Source organism: Clostridium sp. HV4-5-A1G (assembly GCF_900184915.1).
Classification (GTDB): Bacteria; Bacillota; Clostridia; order Clostridiales; family Clostridiaceae; genus Clostridium_B; species Clostridium_B aromativorans.
The window spans coordinates 1-17,913 of record NZ_FXYI02000062.1; the positions used below are offsets into that span (position 1 = coordinate 1).

14 protein-coding genes and 3 pseudogenes are annotated in these 17,913 nt (G+C 30.6%); 13 read left to right on the forward strand and 4 right to left on the reverse strand.

The window, feature by feature from the left end; all coding sequences use genetic code 11:
* The first annotated feature begins 191 nt into the window (after window positions 1–191).
* From ttdA to J5G60_RS08485, 5 genes and pseudogenes are all read left to right on the forward strand, one after another.
* On the forward strand, window positions 192–1,091 hold the full coding sequence (gene ttdA, locus J5G60_RS08465) for a L(+)-tartrate dehydratase subunit alpha (RefSeq protein WP_150358076.1): 900 nt from the start codon (window positions 192–194) through the stop codon (window positions 1,089–1,091).
* Window positions 1,088–1,702, forward strand: a complete 615-nt coding sequence (gene ttdB / locus J5G60_RS08470; protein ID WP_150358077.1) for a L(+)-tartrate dehydratase subunit beta — start codon at window positions 1,088–1,090, stop codon at window positions 1,700–1,702. Before ttdA ends, ttdB begins: the two co-directional genes overlap by 4 nt.
* A gap of 229 nt (window positions 1,703–1,931) precedes the next feature.
* Entirely contained in the window at window positions 1,932–3,392 is a 1,461-nt protein-coding gene (locus J5G60_RS08475) for a DASS family sodium-coupled anion symporter (protein WP_150358078.1), read from the forward strand.
* Window positions 3,393–3,520: 128 nt separating this feature from the next.
* Window positions 3,521–4,687 (forward strand): NAD(P)-dependent malic enzyme, encoded by a 1,167-nt coding sequence (locus J5G60_RS08480; RefSeq protein ID WP_150358079.1) that lies wholly within the window; start codon window positions 3,521–3,523, stop codon window positions 4,685–4,687.
* A gap of 213 nt (window positions 4,688–4,900) precedes the next feature.
* Window positions 4,901–6,068, forward strand: a pseudogene (locus J5G60_RS08485) (IS256 family transposase).
* Between the two features lie 333 nt (window positions 6,069–6,401).
* Here the strand turns inward: J5G60_RS08485 and J5G60_RS08490 are convergent.
* On the reverse strand, window positions 6,402–6,782 hold the full coding sequence (locus tag J5G60_RS08490) for a recombinase family protein (protein ID WP_150358080.1): 381 nt from the start codon (window positions 6,780–6,782) through the stop codon (window positions 6,402–6,404).
* A 1,035-nt stretch (window positions 6,783–7,817) separates the two neighbouring features.
* On the opposite strand from J5G60_RS08490, the gene J5G60_RS08495 reads away from it, so the two are divergent.
* The 6 genes from J5G60_RS08495 (at window position 7,818) to J5G60_RS08520 (ending at window position 14,871) form a co-directional block, all read left to right on the forward strand.
* The gene (locus J5G60_RS08495) at window positions 7,818–8,960 is read left to right on the forward strand and encodes a mandelate racemase/muconate lactonizing enzyme family protein (protein WP_150358081.1); all 1,143 of its coding nucleotides are present in this window, start codon (window positions 7,818–7,820) and stop codon (window positions 8,958–8,960) included.
* A gap of 120 nt (window positions 8,961–9,080) precedes the next feature.
* Window positions 9,081–10,379 (forward strand): SLC13 family permease, encoded by a 1,299-nt coding sequence (locus tag J5G60_RS08500; RefSeq protein WP_150358082.1) that lies wholly within the window; start codon window positions 9,081–9,083, stop codon window positions 10,377–10,379.
* A gap of 36 nt (window positions 10,380–10,415) precedes the next feature.
* On the forward strand, window positions 10,416–11,303 hold the full coding sequence (locus J5G60_RS08505; protein ID WP_190972234.1) for an alpha/beta hydrolase: 888 nt from the start codon (window positions 10,416–10,418) through the stop codon (window positions 11,301–11,303).
* 214 nt (window positions 11,304–11,517) lie between these two features.
* Window positions 11,518–12,693, forward strand: coding sequence for an NAD(P)-dependent malic enzyme (locus tag J5G60_RS08510; protein ID WP_150358084.1), 1,176 nt, complete (start codon window positions 11,518–11,520; stop codon window positions 12,691–12,693).
* 65 nt (window positions 12,694–12,758) lie between these two features.
* Entirely contained in the window at window positions 12,759–13,058 is a 300-nt protein-coding gene (locus tag J5G60_RS08515; protein ID WP_150358085.1) for a YciI family protein, read from the forward strand.
* A 712-nt stretch (window positions 13,059–13,770) separates the two neighbouring features.
* Window positions 13,771–14,871, forward strand: coding sequence for an AraC family transcriptional regulator (locus J5G60_RS08520; protein ID WP_150358086.1), 1,101 nt, complete (start codon window positions 13,771–13,773; stop codon window positions 14,869–14,871).
* A gap of 432 nt (window positions 14,872–15,303) precedes the next feature.
* Here the strand turns inward: J5G60_RS08520 and J5G60_RS19050 are convergent, their stop codons facing one another.
* From J5G60_RS19050 to J5G60_RS08540, 3 genes and pseudogenes are all read right to left on the reverse strand, one after another.
* Window positions 15,304–15,849 (reverse strand): Tn3 family transposase, encoded by a 546-nt coding sequence (locus J5G60_RS19050; RefSeq protein WP_150358087.1) that lies wholly within the window; start codon window positions 15,847–15,849, stop codon window positions 15,304–15,306.
* A pseudogene (locus tag J5G60_RS19055) lies at window positions 15,786–16,469 on the reverse strand (Tn3 family transposase). The gene J5G60_RS19050 and the pseudogene J5G60_RS19055 overlap by 64 nt, the downstream one beginning before the upstream one ends.
* A 165-nt stretch (window positions 16,470–16,634) precedes the next feature.
* Window positions 16,635–16,967 carry a helix-turn-helix domain-containing protein gene (locus J5G60_RS08540; protein ID WP_150358089.1) on the reverse strand — a complete coding sequence of 111 codons (333 nt, stop codon included), beginning with the start codon at window positions 16,965–16,967 and terminating at the stop codon, window positions 16,635–16,637.
* Between the two features lie 220 nt (window positions 16,968–17,187).
* Between J5G60_RS08540 and J5G60_RS08545 the strand changes: the two genes are divergently transcribed.
* Both J5G60_RS08545 and J5G60_RS08550 read left to right on the forward strand, forming a co-directional pair.
* Window positions 17,188–17,376 carry a hypothetical protein gene (locus J5G60_RS08545; protein ID WP_150358090.1) on the forward strand — a complete coding sequence of 63 codons (189 nt, stop codon included), beginning with the start codon at window positions 17,188–17,190 and terminating at the stop codon, window positions 17,374–17,376.
* A 133-nt stretch (window positions 17,377–17,509) separates the two neighbouring features.
* Window positions 17,510–17,913: pseudogene (locus J5G60_RS08550) on the forward strand (hypothetical protein); the annotation flags it as partial.

Here is a 17,913-nt window from a genome sequence, read left to right on the forward strand (position 1 = left end):
AAATTAATATTTATATTGCAGTAATATTTTTATATAAAGCATTCCTTATATATTCAATAAAAGATAGCTGATTTTTATTTAATTTGTTAAATTTATTTACATGAGAAGGATTTCAATCTCATAAATACTTTTAATATGTGTGATCTGATGGCAATTATATATTGTGATCAATTTACGAGGAGGTTAGGTGAATGGAAAAAAAAGAAGCTTTAGATCGACTTACTGATCTAGTGTCAAATTTTACAAATGTGGTTAGTAAACGTCTCCCTGATGATGTTACAACCAAGCTTAAGGCGTTAAGCGAAGAAGAAACGATGCCAATGGCTAAAATGATTTATAAAGCTATGGCTGAAAATCAGAAGAAAGCAGGTGAATTAAACAGGCCATCTTGTCAAGATACTGGATTAATTCAGATGTTTGTGCATGTCGGTTCAAAATTTCCATATATTGATGATTTAAGTAAAGTTCTTAAGGATGCAGTTTACAAAGCAACCAAAGAAGCTCCATTGAGACATAACACAGTAGAAACTTTTGACGAAGTCAATACAGGAACAAATACAGGTACCAGATCCCCATGGTTGTACTGGGACATTATTCCTAACAGTGACAAACTAAAGTTGGATGTTTACATGGCTGGAGGTGGATGTTCACTTCCGGGACAAGGCAAAACGTTAATGCCAAGTGAAGGATATGAGGGAGTTGTTAAATTTGTACTAGATATTATGACTTCATATGCTTTAAATGCTTGTCCTCCCGTGCTAGTAGGTATTGGTATTGGCACTTCAATTGACTCTGCCGCATATATGTCAAAGCGTGCGCTTATGCGCCCCATAGGCAGTCACAATAGCAATACAAAAGCTGCACAATTAGAAAATGAATTAGTAGCTGCTATTGATTCAATTGGACTTGGACCACAAGGATTACGCGGAACCAAGTCAGTTATGGGGGTAAATATTGAAAATTCAGCACGGCATCCATCAGTAATTTCAGTAGCCGTCAATTTAGGTTGTTGGGCACACCGCCGTGGAACAATAATTTTTAATAATGATCTAAGTTATGAAATAATCACACATAAGGGGGCAGAAATATGAAGAAAATCTTAAATACTCCAATTTCCGATGAGGATTTGAAGAATATTAAAATAGGAGATGTTATTTATTTAAATGGACATGTTGTAACCTGTCGTGATGTGGCACATCGTAGATTGGTTGAATATGGTCGGGAATTGCCTGTTAATATTAAAGGCGGTGCTATTCTCCATGCTGGACCTATTGTTAAAAAAGTAGACAATAACGAGGATAAATTTCAGATGATTTCTGTGGGACCAACCACGAGTATGCGCATGGAAAAATTCGAGAAAGAGTTTATTGAGAAAACTGGTGTTAAAATCATTGTTGGTAAAGGTGGTATGGGCCCTAATACAGAAGCTGGTTGTCGTGAAAATAAAGCTATACACTGTGTCTTTCCTGCAGGATGTGCCGTTATGGCAGCAACGACTGTAGAGGAAATAGAAAATGCTTACTGGAGAGATCTAGGAATGCCTGAGACTTTATGGGTTTGTCGTGTAAAAGAATTCGGGCCACTAATTGTTTCTATTGATGCTGAAGGAAATAATCTATTTGAACAAAATAAAGTCCTATTTAATAAACGTAAAGATAAGGCTCTTGAACAGTTATATCCTAAAGTTAAATTTATAAAATAATTATATGTAAAATGATATTCATAATTTATATTAACAGCTGATTGTCTTAAAATAATCAGCTGTTAATAAATCATAATTCAAAAAAAAAAAGGTTTACCTGCTACATAAAAATTAGTAAGTGTTCCTGATTATTTAGCTGAAAAATATTATACAATGATTTAACATCTTTTTTCTATTCAGGATTTAGTAAGCAACTAAAATCACATTATATAAAGGAGGAGTATTTATAATGAATAATAGCTTGAGCATGAAAGACAGTTCAAATATCAAAGATATAGATCTTAAACCTAATGTTAATCTACGTCCTTTAATATTATCGATTATAATTGGATTGATAATATGGTTTATGCCTAGGCCTGCAGCAGTGCCTGCAAATGGATGGCACCTTTTAGCAATTTTCATTTCTATTATAATTGGATGTACAATTAAAGCATTTCCAATAGGATTAGGAGCATTTGTAGGTATATTTACGTTAACAGCAACAAAAATTATTACAATACAAACGGCGTTTTCAGCGTATAGTGAAAGTATAATTTGGTTTATAGTTTGTGCATTTGCTCTATCAATAGGAGTAACAAAAACAGGACTTGATTTAAGATTAGCTTATAATATTATTAAGAAAATGGGAAGCAAGACAATAGGCGCAGGTTATACAGTAGAATTGTGTGAGCTTATTTTAGCCATATTAGTACCAGCTAATGTAGCAAGATCAGCTGGAATTGTAAGGCCAATCGCAGTATCACTATCAAAATCATATGGATCAAATGTTGGAGATGGTACAGAAAATAAAGCTGGATCATTTTTAACATTGGTAGGTTTACATAGCAATTTAATGTCGGGTTTTTTCTTCTTGACATCGACAGAATTAAATTTATTATCAGTTGGAATGGCAAAAGCATTAGGTGTCACTCTAACATTAGGAGCATGGTTTAAAATAGGAATAGTTCCTACTTTACTTGGTTTTATTATTGTACCATTAGTTCTTTATTTTGTATGTCCACCAGAAATAAAGGGGTTAGATAATGTAAAAGAAATGTCTAGGAAGAAATTAGAAGAGCTTGGGCCAATAAAAAAATCTGAAAAAATAATGATATTTATATTTGCTGTATCGGTATTTTTATGGATATTTGGACCAAAGTTTGGACTAAATGCAACAGTAGTAGCAGTATTATCATTGATACTTTTAATGGCTACAGGGATAGTAGATTTTAAAGAATTTGCGGGAAAAAAAGAAATATGGGATATATTTATATGGCTTGGTGGTTTCATGATGATGTCGAATCAGTTGAGCAAATTAGGGGTTATAAAATGGATAAGTGACTTGGTAAAAAACAATATAAGTGGAATGCCATGGATGTTAGCATTATTTATAATATGTTTAGTAATGTATTATAGTCATTATTTATTTGCAAGTAATACAGTTCACATATCTACATTATATCCCGGTTTTTTAACTATATTGTTAAGTATAGGAGCCCCTCCGCAAATATCAGCATTTTTAATGACTAGTATGTCAGTTTTGAGTTCAGGGTTAACACATTATGGTTCAGGGCAGACAGCAGCATATTTTGGAACTGGTTATGTTAAACAAAAAAAATGGTGGTCTGCCGGATTGGCAGTATCCATAGCCCATTTTGCAATTTGGATTGGAGCAGGATTACTTTGGTGGAAAATACTTGGAATGTATTAAAAAGCTCTATTAAAACAACTTTTATTGAAAAATGAAAGCTGCTTTAATACAATAATAAAAATTTTTTTAAGTTAGATGAATGGAGGCAAAATTGAACTATTATAACATAATAGTTCAATAAATATAGTATGAGTATTAATTTAAAAGAAAAATCTCTAAAATTACATAAGGAAAAGCAAGGTGCTATAGAAGTTGTTGGAACAATGCCTTTGAGAAATGGTGATGATTTAGCTGTAGCGTATACCCCAGGTGTAGCAGGACCGTGTCTGGAAATTGCTAAAGATAAAGAGAAGGCATATGAATATACAATAAAAGGAAAAACAGTGGCTGTAGTTACTAATGGAACAGCTGTACTTGGACTTGGAAATATAGGAGCAGCGGCAGGGCTACCTGTAGTTGAAGGCAAAGCTCTTTTACTTAAGAGATTTGCAAATGTAGATGCAATACCAATATGTATAAATTCAACAGATCTAGATGATATAGTAAATACTATAAAGAATATTGCCATAGGCTTTGGTGGAATACATCTTGAAGATATAAAGGCACCTGAATGTTTTTATATTGAAGATAAGTTAAAAAAGGAACTTGATATACCAGTATATCATGATGATCAACATGGCACTGCTGTTGCAGTTTTGGCAGGTTTATATAATGCTTTGAAAATAGTAAATAAAGCTATAGACAAAATAAAAATTGTAATAAATGGAGCAGGTGCTTCAGGTATTGCAACAGCCAAACTTTTAATTTCAGCAGGAGCAAAAAATATAATATTATGTGATATAAATGGTGCTATAGTTGAAGGTGATGCTGAATTAAATGAAGTACAGCAAGAGATGGCAAAAATTACAAATAAAAATTTTGAAAAAGGTACTTTAGCAGATATAATTAAAAATGCAGATGTTTTTATAGGTGTTTCTGATGGAAATGTAGTAACTAAAGAAATGGTCGAAAGTATGAATAAGGACAGTATAGTTTTTGCTTTAGCTAATCCTACTCCAGAAATAATGCCAGATGTAGCAAAAGCAGGTGGAGCTAGAGTTACAGCTACAGGAAGATCGGATTTTCCAAATCAAATTAATAATGTATTAGTTTTTCCAGGTATTTTTAAAGGTGTGCTGGAAGTTAGAGCTAAATATATAAGTGATGAAATCAAAATTGCAGCAGCAAAGGGAATAGCAGACTTAATAAAAGATAGTGAATTAAATGAAGACTACATAGTACCTACCGTTTTTAATAAGGATGTTTGTAATGCAGTTGCTGATGCAGTTATAAAAACAACAAGAAAAACTGAATAAATTGAGTTCGATTAAGTAAAATATTTTTAGATAAAAATCGGGAGGGCCTACTAGAAATTAACTGACAGGTAAACCTTCTATTAACATTAATCATTCAAAACAAGAATTATACTTTAATATCTGTAAATAACATTTACTTATAGTTTACAAGATTTTTAGGGAATGGGTATAGATTTGGAACAATATTCTTAAATAAATTAGGAGAAGTTTCAAATGGAAGAAATTAAATTACCAGATATCGATTATAAGGAAGAAGTTAAAAAGTGCAAAACTATGGAGGACGTAGTTGGCAGAAATGTTTTACTGCAGAGACTTTTAAAAGATGTTATACAAAATATGCTTGAGGCAGAAATGGAAGAGCTACTTGGCAGAGAAAAATATCAAGGAAGTGAGGATTCAAAAAATAAGAATTATAGAAATGGATGTTCAAAAAAAAGTATTAGGAGCAGTGTTGGTGATGTAAACCTTGATATACCAAGAGAAAGAAATGCTGACTTTGAACCTAAAGTTGTAAAAAAATATGAAAATGTATGCAATGAACTGGAAGAATTATATGGTATCGATGTATCGCCAACAATGATATCAAAAATAACTGATAAAGTTATGGATTCAGCTGCACAATGGCAGAATAGGATACTGGATGATGTGTATCCTATTGTTTATATGGATGCAATACATTTTAAGGTTAAGGAAAAAAATAAAATAGTTACAAAAGTTGCATATATATGTAGGGCACTTGATATGAAAGGATATAAAGATATTTTGGGCATATGGATTGGTGAAGCAGAAGGTGCAAAATTCCGGCTGCAGTTTGCAATGATTTAAGAAATGGAGGGGCAAAAGAAATACTGATTGCCTGTATGGATGGACTTAAAGGGCTTCCAGATGCAATAAAATCAGTATTTCCGGATGTTAGTATTCAAAATTGTATAATATACCAAATAAGAATATCCATTAAATATATAGATTCCAAGGATAAAAAGGAATTTATGAAAAATTTAAAATGCGTATATAAGCCACCTACTGAAGATTATGCAATTAATGGTCTGGATAACCTAAAGAAAAAATGGGGTCATAAGTATAGTATAGTAATTGAATCCTGGTATAATAACTGGGATAAATTATCAACTATTTTAATTACTCACCGCAAATCAGGAATATTATTTATACTACAAACGCATTAGAGGGTTTCATCAGGCAGCTTAGAAAGCTTACGAAGACAAGAACAGTGTTTCCAAATGATGAAGCACTTAGAAAATCTCTTTACCTAGCTACTGAGAAAGTCTTGGAAAAATGGACTTCTTCAGCCGCAAATTGGGAAATGACATTAGCACAATTAACTATTGCGTTTAATGATAAACTAGGTGAAGAGATACTCTAAAATTTAGTTAAAATTTTTATATTTTTTCTTATTGTTTGTATAATTAAATATATTATACAAACAATAAGAATGTAATATTAATCAGTATTAGTATTACTCAAATATAAAAAATATAACCGAAAATCAAAATTTCCAGTTATATAAAACTAAATCAAATCTATTTTACACAAATCTGTCTATATTCTCTTTTTTAATATATATCTTTAGATTTTATCGCTAAAGTTTAAATCACTTATAAAACAATCGCCACCTGATAGTGATTTAGTTATGTGATGCGTGCAACAAAATAAGCTCAACTGTATTAGCTGATATATGATTCAAAGAACTTTGGTGCTAGTATAATTCATATATTGATTTCTTTATTATTATCAAGTTTTGATTTCCCATCATAAAAGTAAACATTAATTTACCTTGAGGTATTGTAGTATCTAACCAACTTTCTTTCAAACTTTTAATATTTGCGCTATTTCTCTTAATTTGATCTACTAAACTACGCAAATCTTTTGTACTTCTACTTAATCTAGTGAAGTCAGTTACAAATATAATATCATTTTTTTCTAATTTCTCTAAGAGCCTGTTTAATTCTGATCCATCTGCTTTTGTTTTAATTATTTTTTCCTGTATTATCTCTTTTACACCTGTTGCTTTTAAGGAATCTAGTTGCCTATCTAAGTTCTGTTCTTGAATACTCACTTTGGTATACTCAAGTATCATAATTTAACGTCTTTTCCATATTACAGATAATCTCATTGAACTTCTAATATAAATTATTTATAGAATAGGCGTTAGACACGAAAGAAAAGTCGATAAAGAAATTTTAAATGATTTTAGATGCGTCAATGGGAAAACAAATAGTTTACTTGCTATTTCCTTTATAGATTTTACAGCATAAACTACCCTAAATCAAGACAAATACATTGTTTTAGATAATCAAATTCTAAAAATGGCTTTATCTAAAGTTTTTGTTAATGGAAATTTTATAGATAACTTTAAAAACAAATATTTGCTAAAAACTCTTAAAATGTGACAAGTACATAATTTGTTAATTTTAAGGGATGGCATAAATTTAGATGGTATTAATTGTTTGTAAACGTAAGCAATGAATTATTTACATAATATGAATTAGAAGATATGAAATATTGGAAAGACAGAATTAGCAAATCTTCTTATAATGAAGGAGAATTAGCATTTCTGTAATGAAGAAAATTAAGAATGGATAAAAAAGCGCCTCATGATAGAATACAGGGCATAATACTTTAAAGTTTATCCTTAATTAAATAACATTATCATTGGAGATATCTGAAATGAATTATAACGAAAATAAAAAATAATGCAAATAAAAATGGACTTTAATTGTTGCATTGTAAAAGGAAAACATGTAGTAAGAGCACAGGACTTTAGAGAAATTGAGTATGGTAAAATTCTTAATTTTTGTAGTAATAATAGATGAATTATTGAGTTTTATGACTGGTTCAATAAATTGTGTGTAGAGTACTCTAAAAATAAGTAATTTAAAGTACTACATCAGTATTATACAATGTGTACTAATAATTCTCTAAAGAAAAAACAATCGATTATAGCATTGTGATACAAGCTTATAAGTGTTTTTTATGCAATAAAAACGAAGGGTTCTGCTTATAATTCACAGAAATTAATGAATAATATTAGACATTCAGAAGTTACAGGAAAAGTTTAATTATAAATTATCCACAGATTTTAAGATTATAGAGGAGAGAAAGGAGAAAAAAAGTGAAAATTACTGATATACAATTTATTCCGGCAAGTAAATATCTTTTTGTTAAAGTTTGCACAGATGACGAAATTACAGGAATTGGAGAAGTAGGAGTATGGGGATTCCTTGATGCTGCTGAAGGAGTATTAAACAAGTTGAAAGGTTATTTGATTGGAAAGAATCCCTTTCATATAGAACATCACTGGCAGTATATGTACCGCAGTATGTATTTTAGGGGATCTGTAATTATGAGTGCAATATCTGCAATAGATATAGCATTATGGGATATTAAAGGTAAAGCACTTGGTGTACCGGTTTATGAGCTTTTAGGAGGAAAATGTAGAAACAAGGTGAGAAGTTATCCTGCTGTTTTTGAATTTACAGCTGAAAAAATGGCAAAAGCATGTAAAAAACTGAAAGAACAGGGCTTTAATGCAGCAAGGCTTATGATAACTGGAGATATTTCAAAAAGCCATAACGATCTAGAAGATGAAATTTTTTGTAGTAAAGTTGAAGGATTGGCTGAAAAAGTAAGGCAATGTAGAGAAGCTGTAGGATCCGATTTTGACTTATGCTTAGAAGTTCACAGGAGTATGAATCCATCTGAGGCAATTGCGTTTGCAAGGACAGTTGAAAAGTACAACCCTCTTTTCATAGAAGATCCAATTGCACCAGACAATATTGATGTAATGGCTGAAGTTGCAGATAAGATAAATATTTCAGTTACTACGGGAGAACGATTTATTAACATACAGGAATTTGAAATGTTAATGCAAAGAAAAGGAATTAGGTATGTAAGACCTGACGTTTGTGCTCTTGGAGGAATTACACCTTCAAAAAAAGTAGCAGCCTTGGCTGAAGCAAATTATGTAGGTATAATACCTCATAACCCACTTGGACCGGTATCAACAGCAGCTTGTTTGCAATTAGACGCTTGTATTCCAAACTTTGCAATTCAGGAGTTTCCTTCTTTCTATAATGCAGGGAATGAAGCCAGAATGTTAAAAGAACCTCTAATTGTAGAAAAAGGATATATTGTTATACCAGATAGACCTGGTATTGGAATTGATTTGGCTGACAATATATCTGAATTATTTCCACCAAGACAAAGAAATATTAATGCACAAATTGGTTATGATGGTTCTGTTGTAGATGTTTAATATTTTAAAACTAAATTTACAGATACTAACAGTATATTGTAAAACAGTGGTAAAAAACAGAGTTTAATGACAACTTTTAAGTAAAAAATAATAGAATTAATTTAAGAGGAGGAGTTTTTAATGACGCCGACAATTATGGCAATTATTATGTTAGCTATTATTATTGGATTTGTATTTTATAAAAAAGTTCCTATACAATTTGTTCTAGCTGTGGTTCCAATTATTTGTGCACTTTTTTTAGGCTTTAGTCTTAACAAAGTGAGTGGCTACGCAGTCGATTCTATAAATAGTACCATGAAGTCTGTAGGTTATATGTTACTTTTTGCTTTTATGTATTTCACCTTATTATCAGAAACAGGAATGTTTGATATTATTGTTGGTGGTTTTATAAGGTTAACAAAAGGTAAAGTAAATGTTTATATTGTTATGATTATGACAACTATTATAGCAGGATTTGGTGCATTGACAGCAAGTGTTGCTTCTGCATACCTTGTTGTATTTCCGGTTATGATCACATTATATAAAAAATTAAAATTTGATAGAAAAGCTGCTATGATTATTGCACAAACAGCTATTTCGGCTATGTGTTTTGTTCCATGGGGAGTAGGCATTGGAAATTCGGCTGTTTTTGCAAAGGTAGATCCTTTGACACTGGCAAAACAGGTTATTCCTATATCACTTTGTTTCATTCCTGTAATTATACTTCAGTGGATATACTTCGGAATACGCCACAAAAAACAGGTAGGGTCAACTGGAATAGTTGCTGATGTAGAAGAAACTGTAGAAAAGAAACAAAATTCAAATTCAAGACCTCAGTTTTTGTGGATAAACCTTATTATATTTATTTGTACATTAGTTGCTTTAGCATATTTAAAGTATCCACCATATATGGTGTTTATTTTTGCAACATTACTTACTACTGTAATTAACTATCCAAATCCAAAGGATTATAGACCACTTTGGGCAAAGGGTGGTGCGACATTTTTTAATACACTGCTTATGTATGTAGCTATTTCTATTTTTGTTGGTATATTTAATCAAACAGGAATGATTAAAGGTATTTCTAGTTTAATTGTATCCATTTTCCCAACATTCCTTGCAAGATATATACATATTATTTTATTAGCTGTTTGTGTTGTTATTCTTCGTTTTGTACCTTATCAGCTTTATAACTCCTTATATCCACTGCTGATTTCTATTGGTGCATCTTTTGGATTAAGTGGTTTTGTGATTATTGCGCCTTTCGTAACAAATTTAGCGTTGGCTACAGGTTCTTCTCCTATGACACCTACTACTCATATAGGTACTGGATTATTAGAAATTGATGTTGAAGAATATTCTAAAACAGCTGTTCCGATACAGACAGTGACCAATATCTTAGTTATCATTATTGGTATGATCGTTGGAGCTATTAAATAGAATATTATTTATACAAAACTTATGGGGGTGAAAAACATGGAATATACATTTGAACAAAAACTAGAACTTGCTAAAAAGGTACGAGTTCGAATTGGAAGTGTGACTATTCCTGAACATTACGAAGCATATTTAGATAAGGTTGAAGTTAAGGAATGCTATTTGAAAACTAGACATGATCAAACTCACTACTACAAGATTCAAAGTAAGAATAAAAAATCTGAAGCTCCGTTGATTATGAATATACATGGAGGTGGATTTTGTAAAGGTTATGAAAAAGTAGATACTGTATTTTCTTCTATGCTTGCTGTAGAAACTGGTGCAGTTGTTCTGGATCTTGATTATAAGCTATCTCCTGAGTATCCATTTCCAGTTGCTTATGAGGAAGGGTATGATCTTGCAAAGTGGGCTTATGGTAATGCAGAGGATTTAGGTATCGATAAGTCTAAAATTATTCTTTGTGGACATAGTTCAGGTGGTAACATTGCATCTGCAATTGCAATGGAGTCTGTAAAAACTAAAGATTTTGAAGTTAAATTTCAAATTTTAGATTATCCTCCAATGGATCTGTATACTGATCCTGCCGATAAGCCAGAAGCTTCTAAATCTTATGTTCCATTTGAAATAGTACGAGCATATAATGCTTTGTACACAGCTACGAAAGAAGAAACTAAAAATCCGTATGTATCTCCAGTATTTGCCACACAGGATATGTTACAAGGATTACCAGATGCACTTGTAATTACGGCTGGCCTTGATGCACTTCATAATGAAGCAGAAAAATATGCTTTTATGATGATGGAAGCAGGAGTTAAAGTTACTATCAAGAAGTATCCAAATAGCAATCATGGTTTTGTAATACGATATATTGGTGATGAATGGCCAAAGGCACATAAATTAATTGTTGAAACTATTAATCAATTATAATTATTAAACTATTAATAAATAAAAACAAAGTAAAATACAAGTATGTGATAAGTTTTATACCGCATGTACGTCAGTTCTTGACGAAAAAATTTAATTTGAAATTATAAGCCCATAGAGTGTTAAACTTTTTATATACTTGTATTTTAGAAATTCAACATATAAAAAAGAAGGAGGAATTGAATTATTAATACTATAATAATTCAATAAATATTCGATGAGCATTAGTGTAAAAGAACAATCTTTAAGATTACATAAAGAAAAACAAGGTACTATAGAAGTTGTTGGAACTATGCCATTAAGAAATAGTGATGATTTGGCATTAGCGTATACTCCTGGTGTGGCAGGACCTTGTTTGGAAATTGCTAAAGATAAAGAAAAAGCATATGAATATACGATAAAAGGAAAGACAGTGGCTGTAATTACCAATGGAACAGCTGTACTTGGACTTGGAAATATAGGAGCAGCAGCAGGACTGCCTGTAATTGAAGGTAAAGCTCTTTTACTTAAGAGATTTGCAAATGTAGATGCAATACCAATATGTATAAATTCCACAGATCCGGATGCTATAGTAAATACTATAAAAAATATTGCACTAGGATTTGGTGGAATACATCTTGAAGATATAAAGGCACCTGAATGTTTTTATATTGAAGATAGGTTAAAAGAAGAACTTGATATACCAGTATATCATGATGATCAACATGGTACTGCTATTGCAGTTTTAGCAGGTTTATATAATGCTTTAAAAATAGTAGACAAAACTATAGATAAAATAAAGATTGTAATAAATGGAGCAGGAGCTTCAGGCATTGCAACAGCTAGACTTTTAATTTCAGCAGGAGCAAAAAACATAATATTATGTGATATAAATGGGGCTGTAATTAAAGGTGATATTGAATTAAATGAACCTCAACGGAGTATAGCACAAGTTACGAATAGAGACTATGAAAAAGGTACTTTAGCAGATGTAATTAAAAATGCAGATGTTTTCATAGGAGTTTCAGATGGAAATGTTGTAACTAAGGAAATGATAGCGAGTATGAATAAGAATAGCATAGTTTTTGCACTAGCAAATCCAATTCCAGAAATAATGCCAGATGAAGCAAAAAAAGGTGGAGCTAGAGTTATAGCAACAGGAAGATCAGACTTTCCAAATCAAATTAACAATGTATTAGTTTTTCCAGGAATTTTTAAAGGGGCTTTAGAAGTTAGAGCTAAATATATAAATAATGAAATGAAAATTGCTGCAGCAAAAGGTATAGCAGGTTTAATAAAGGAAAATGAATTAAAAGAAGATTACATAGTACCTAGCGTTTTTAATGAAAATGTCTGTAATGCGGTTGCACATGCAGTTATACAGAAGGAAAAAGATTTTGATGATCCAAACTAGATAAAGATAAGATAGTAAGAAATTAGGTATTTTAAATTTACAGATATTAAGGAAGGAGCAATATTATGCAGTATATTGTCATAGCATATGATGGAACTGGTGAAAAAGTTACTAAAAGGAGATTAGCAGTAAGGGAACAACATTTAAAAATTGTAGAGGAAAATTTTAAAGCTGGAAGACAAATCTATGGGGGAGCTATTTTAGATGACAATAAAAAAATGATAGGGTCAATGATGGTTATGAATTATGAAAACAGGGAAGCATTAAATAAATGGATGGAAACTGAGCCTTATATTTCAGAAAAAGTGTGGGATAAGATAGAAATACAATCTTTTAGTACAGCATCAATATTTATGGATAAATAGTATAAATTCAAAAGCAGATAGTTACCACTCTTTTCATCTGACTATGTTTTTGTTGTATGACATTGATTTTTAATAATATATAAAAATATTAACACTAGAGATGAAAAGGAGAATTAATTTATGGAAACAGGTAGCATGGGAATAGTTTTAAGTTGCTTTTTTGCAACATATACAATTATGTCATTATTGTAGAACTTACTATTAGGAATGATAGGATGTTCAAGATGAACTTAAATTAGAATCATCTATTAGTAATGGACAATGAAAAAAGTAAGATTACCACTAATATAGTTTGTGATAAAATAGGTTATATAATAAATTAATAATTAGAAAATAGAAGGGATGAAGTTTGTAAAAAGGTTAAAAGGAACATGTTGAAGATGATGGAGTTTCACAGGGCTTGTTTTTGAAATGTATAGTGAAAAATATAAATTGATGATGAATTGCATGTTTGTGTGCTATACTACTAGACTACCAGAAAATGTATTATTAAAGTTCTATAAAGTTTTACAAAAAATATTGTAAAAGATAAATAGCCCTTATTTCAAATTAGTGGCTATTAGTTACATTTTTGTTGAATGATTTCTCAAATTAATGAAAAGAAAATTTTAACTGATTTTATAAAATAAGTAATTTAAAAATTGTTAATACTACTAGAAAATTTAACTGTGTATGACATTTAAAATGTTTATTTTATGAGTAAGGTGGATTTATGAAAAAATTATTTTATGAAGTGAAGAAAGAAAGCAAAAATATATTCTACAAATTGTATATTCATAAAATTGGACCATTTCGATTCAACTGGCATAAAGAGATAGAGGTTAATATTATTTTGAAAGGGAAAGTTGAAGTATGTGTGGAAGGTAAAAAGCATATTTTACAAGAAGATGATATTATTATAATCAATTCCAATAATGGACATGCTACTCTTTGCAAAGAACCAGATAGTATGGCAATGGTTTTTCATTTGGATCCTATGTATTTTAAGGAGTACTTTGAGGAAGAGGAATATGAAAATTTAAGATTTGAAGGTGCCGTCAGTATTTACAATAAAAATAACAAAAGATATAAAATTATTAGATATTTATTAGCTTCACTTATTGATGAACTTAAAAAGGACTCATGGGAAAGTCAGATAATCTCTGATACAATTTTTTCCCTTGTTGTTGCAAATATTATCGAAGCTTTTCCACCATCAGAGGATATAAATGGTAAAACTAAAAATACTAAAAGCCAAATGGAGATTATCTCTAAAGTATTGAACTATATAGAAAATATGTATAAAGAAAAGATTTCGTTAAATACAATAGCAGATATGCTGGGGTATAATCCTTGTTATGTTTCACACTTTTTCAAGGTGAATATCGGTATTAACTTTCATGAATACCTTACAAGAGTACGGTTACGTGAAGCAACTTTTGAATTGGCTAAAACAGATTGCTCAATATCAGATGTTGCATTAAGCTCTGGATTTTCGGATGTAAAATCTTTTAATAAGAGTTTTAAGGAGTGCTTTGGGAGATCTCCTAAACAGTATAGAACAGAAATTCTTAAAAAAAATTTATTTAGAAAATTTCCTTTGATGAGGGTATTTGTTTATGATAATGATGAAACTGTAAACTCTAAACTTAAAGAATATAGGAATCTAGTACAGGATAATTTACTTTTTATAGATAAAATCACTTCAAAAAAGCAGAAATTTGTTCAAGAAGAACAAAGTATACAAAAACATCAAAACAAAATTACAGAACTTGAAAGAAATATAGAAGAATTAAATAATAAGATTGAACTTATAAAAAATATATTAATGTAATAGGGGTACTATCACATGGCATCAAGCTAAGAAACATTAAATCAATTAGTGTAAGAGATTAAGGCAAAACAAATTCTATTACAAATTTTAGAATAAGTACTTTAATATAATTTTTTACATATCAAAAAGGCTCCTGTATTCATAATTTTTTTGAAGACACGAACTTGGAATTATAGTATAATGAAATTGTTTTATGCGGCGGAATTACACCCTCTTTCTTGGTGGTTGTAGGAAACTCTAAGAATATCAAAGAAGGTTTTCTTATCCTTGCAGTGTGATTTCCACCCATTTTTATATATACAGTTATATATTCTTGTTAAAACTTTGAGGTTATTTGAAGGTGTCATAAATCTGAAATACAGCTCTTGAACATATTCATGTACTATTTCTGCTGTTTTAATTTCACTTGTTTCAAACTTCTTCTTTAAGAGTTCAGATCTCATTTTGAACATTACTATGGAGCTTAAAACTAGTAAAATAAGTGGTCTTTTCCAAAGAATTAATAGCTGACTTCATATAACGTGTATTCCATACAACTATAGAATTAACAATAAGACGTAATGCGCCTAATTGATCTTCTTGTCCTTCTCTATATGCTTGATGAAGATCTCCTTTTTTACTATAGAATACAGCTCTTGCAAGGCTATGACGTGATTCACCACGATTTAATTGAGTTAATATTCTATGATGATATTCTTCATCATCAAGATAAGCAGGCAAATACTGAGTTTTATAGATACGTCCCAATTCTCCTATTGCACGCCCCAACATTGTTGGGTTTCCTCCACTTTGTAGTGTCTGAATAAGCTGCACTGAATTAACTGATCCAAGTTTAAGAGAGCCTGCAACTCTGAGCATATCTTCCCAATAACGAATAATAATATCCTTACGGATCTTATGCTTTGCTAATTCATTTAATACTTCATAATCAGTATCATAATCAAGTCTCCAAAATCTTGCTGAACTAATATCTGCAATACGTTAACTAAATTGATATTCAAGTAACCCCAAAAGTCCAAATATAATATTGCCGTATCTGTTATTATTTCTTTGGGATGAAGCATTGTTTGTTGTTCTAAAATTCCCTGCAATAGATAGAGAGAATCTCTTATTGTACCAGAAATAACTATTCCATTAAAACCTGTAAATTGATCACTTGTATAATTATAATAAGTAATACCTCGTCCAGTTCCCAAATATTTAGAATTGGATCTTGAGTTAATAGTTTTGACAGGTATTACAAAACGTAATCCATCGGCAGATGCAGCCTCACCACCACCCCTAATTTTTGCTAAACTTAATTTAGTATTATAATCTACTAATACTGCATTTGCCTGTGTTAATGTTTTAGTACGAAAATAAATTTGATTTATCTATGTAAGCCTATCGTATTCAAGATCAGGTATTCCTGGCTTTACAACAGATTTAAGTCCAATATTACAGGCTTGAGAAATAAGAACAGCACAAATACTTACATCTAAATCACTGACATGTGATCCACCTTGGCTTATATGAACAAAAGCATCAGTAAATTTTACCCATCTGTTTACTTCAAGTATAAGTTCAGGTAAATCAATCTGTGGAATAAGATATTGCACAGATTGATTTACCTGAACATTAACATACAAGCCAATTACTTGGAATGTAGTTTCAAGCTAGGATATGTTTAGTAACTAACATAGTTTCTTTCGAAACACTACTAAATAGCGACTTCTTGTCGCACCGCAATAAATTACTATTGTAATTCAACTATTTGTACTGGTTTACTTTTTTAGGTTTGGAAGAATGGCTTTTAGCACTTCATCTATAACCTTTAATTCTCTTTTTGAGGCTGTATTAATTCTTTCAATTATGGCAGCTTTATTTACTTCAATACTATCCTCTCCCCAAATTATGTAGTCAATGGAGACATCAAGTTCAGTAGATACTTTGATAAGTGTGTTCATTGACATTTGACGTTCTCCTCTTTCAATTTGTGACAGAAATACACTGGATATGGAAATCAATTCAGAGAATTCTTCTCTTGTTAAATTTAATTTTTCACGTTCTATCCTTATTCGTTCTCCTATGGCTTTGTTGTCTATAGTATTTTTCATGCAAAATCACCTCGCAATTTAACTTTATAGGTTATAGGATTATAGAGAAATAAGCTAATAGCATATAAAATAATTGCATACAGCATATAAAATAACTAAAATGTAAGTGATAACAAAATTTGAAAATAAAAAATCAGTAATAAAATTAGTATTCCAATGTTTATAATTTTTTATTTTATTATTACAAATAAAACTAATGTGAAAAATGATGAGGTGGCTTATGAAAAAATATTTATGTGAGAAGAGTAAATTGTATGATGAAATAGAGAAAGCACGAGAATGTCTCTATAAAAGTATAGAGGAGAATGATGATAAAGATAGGATTCTACTAAATAGCGAGATCCTGGACAAGCTTATAGTTGATTATTTAAAAGTGTGCAACAAAATTAATGAAAAAAGTCTTGGGTAACATATTTAATTTTATACTGCAAGAAATATCAAATTTTAAAGCAATTATAAATAAGAAATTATCACAATTTACAATTTTCATATTCACTTATACTGAGTGTATACTAAATTTTTAAAGAAAGGAGACTGAACCTTTGATACTAATAGCAACGGGAATAAATGATTTTGACGAGCAGATAAAAGAGGCAATTGATAGAGAAAATACCCACGGTACAAAAATTGTAGGGTATAGAGAATATCTTACGGGCGATAATGTAAGTTCGGATATTATAATTCTATCTAAAAGACTTCCTGGGGATATACCATTAAGACAGCTTCTGTTTGAACTTAAAAGAGGGAGCAAAACTCAAAGAATTATTTATCTTACAAATCAGGAAGACATAAAAGGTATAGAAGCATGTTTTGAATTTGCCATATATGATTTTCTATTTGATCCAGTAACAGTAGATAATATATTGGATTGTATAAAAAACCCCAGGACATTTACAGATGTGAGTTCCATCTATTTGAATTTTCAAGAAAAAATAGCCAAACATCC